The following is a 1,342-nucleotide window of genomic DNA, read 5'->3' on the forward strand; positions in this document are numbered from 1 at the left end:
GCGCGCGCGCGGCCGCCGGACAGCAGGGCCGGCAGCGCGGCGGCGGCGCCCAGCAGGGTGCGGCGGGCCAGCCTCATGCGCCGAAGGCTTGCCGCGCGCGGTCGCGCTAGCCAAGCGGGGAATGGCGCGCCCTACATCTCCGAACGGTTGCTGACGATCCTGCGGCGCAAGCGGCCTATCGCCGCTGCATCTCCGTCTCGAAGAAGCGCGGGTCGTTGAAATCGAAGATGCGGTTGTCCGGCCGTGTGGTGGTGTCCACCTCGTAGAGCGTCACCCGCGTCTCGCGGGCCTGCGCGTCCAGCACCGTCCACTGCCGCAACTGCATCGGGTTCTCCTCGAAGGACAGCGTCAGCCGCCCCTCGGCCGGTGCGCCGGTCCGGTGCAGCGACACGTGCAGGAAGCCGCCCTGCCGCGCCGTGCCGGTCACCGTGATGTCGCCGGACAGCCGGATCTCCGGGCGGAGCAGCAGGCCGAGCGGCGTGGAAGAGGCCGGCACCGTGGTCGGCTGCCGCAATTCGCGGTCGTACATCATCACCTGCCCGCCCGAGGCCACCAGCAGCAGCGGCTCCGGCGGGTCGTAGTCGAAGCGCATGCGGCCGGGGCGGCTGATCCAGGCGGTGCCCTGCGCCGAGGCGCCGTTCTGCGCCACCTGCAGGAAGCGCGCGCGCAGCGTGCGAAGGCCGTTGAGATAGGCCTCCACCCGTCCCAGCGCCGCGCGGTCGATCGATTGCGCCTGCGCCGGGCCGGCGGTTCCCGCCAGCACCGCCGCCCCGGCCAGGCCACCCAGGCCCCTCAGGAGAATTCTGCGTCGCACCATGGCCCACCAGATGGCCCATCGGCGTGGCGAGCGGAAGGCAGGCTGAAGGGCCGTGACCGCCTTAACCGCTCCGTTACCGTCAGCGACGCAGGATGCGCCGGCCAGGACGGCGTTCGCGGCCCGAGGACCGGGCCCCTCCGGGAGGATGCACGCAGATGCCCTTCGACCTTGCCGCGCCCCGGGCCGCGCCGGTGGACGCCGCGGAATTCCACGGCGTCCCGCGGGCCCTGCTGGCCCGCCATGCGCTGGACCGCATCGCCCCCTCGCTGCGCCCCGCGGTGGCGGAGATCGCGCTGGAGGAGGCGCCACCGATGGTCAATCTGGGCCTGAACCTGGACCGCGTCGCCTGGCGCGCCGTATGGCGCCGGCCGGGCCTGCCGGAGGCCTCCGGCATCATCCCGGTCTGGCGCGGCGAGATCGCGTAGCCCGCGATCGCTCCGACGGTGCGCGCCGCCGGCGGGCGCCGTCGAATCGCGGACTGCCCGGCCAGCCCGCGCCGCTCAGCGCGTCGGCTGGCGGGGCGCG

Annotated in this window: 2 protein-coding genes; one reads left to right on the plus strand and one right to left on the minus strand. The window is 74.5% G+C overall.

Annotated elements, in window-relative coordinates; all coding sequences use genetic code 11:
- Nucleotides 1-175: 175 nt before the first annotated feature.
- Complete coding sequence (locus tag OZN99_RS31700; protein WP_270939166.1) at nt 176-817, minus strand: LolA family protein; 642 nt, start codon at nt 815-817, stop codon at nt 176-178.
- Between the two features lie 155 nt (nt 818-972).
- Here OZN99_RS31700 and OZN99_RS31705 point away from each other — a divergent pair, with 155 nt between their 5' ends.
- The gene (locus OZN99_RS31705) at nt 973-1,242 is read left to right on the plus strand and encodes a hypothetical protein (RefSeq protein ID WP_270939167.1); all 270 of its coding nucleotides are present in this window, start codon (nt 973-975) and stop codon (nt 1,240-1,242) included.
- The last annotated feature ends 100 nt before the right edge of the window (nt 1,243-1,342 follow it).

Origin of the sequence: Falsiroseomonas oryzae, assembly GCF_027856955.1 — a bacterium.
Taxonomy (GTDB): Bacteria; Pseudomonadota; Alphaproteobacteria; order Acetobacterales; family Acetobacteraceae; genus Falsiroseomonas; species Falsiroseomonas oryzae.

Coding starts and splice junctions, on each gene's coding strand:
- OZN99_RS31705 (WP_270939167.1), top strand. CDS start 973: ATGCCCTTCGACCTTGCCGCGCCCCGGGCCGCGCCGGTGGACGCCGCG.
- OZN99_RS31700 (WP_270939166.1), bottom strand. CDS start 817: ATGGTGCGACGCAGAATTCTCCTGAGGGGCCTGGGTGGCCTGGCCGGG.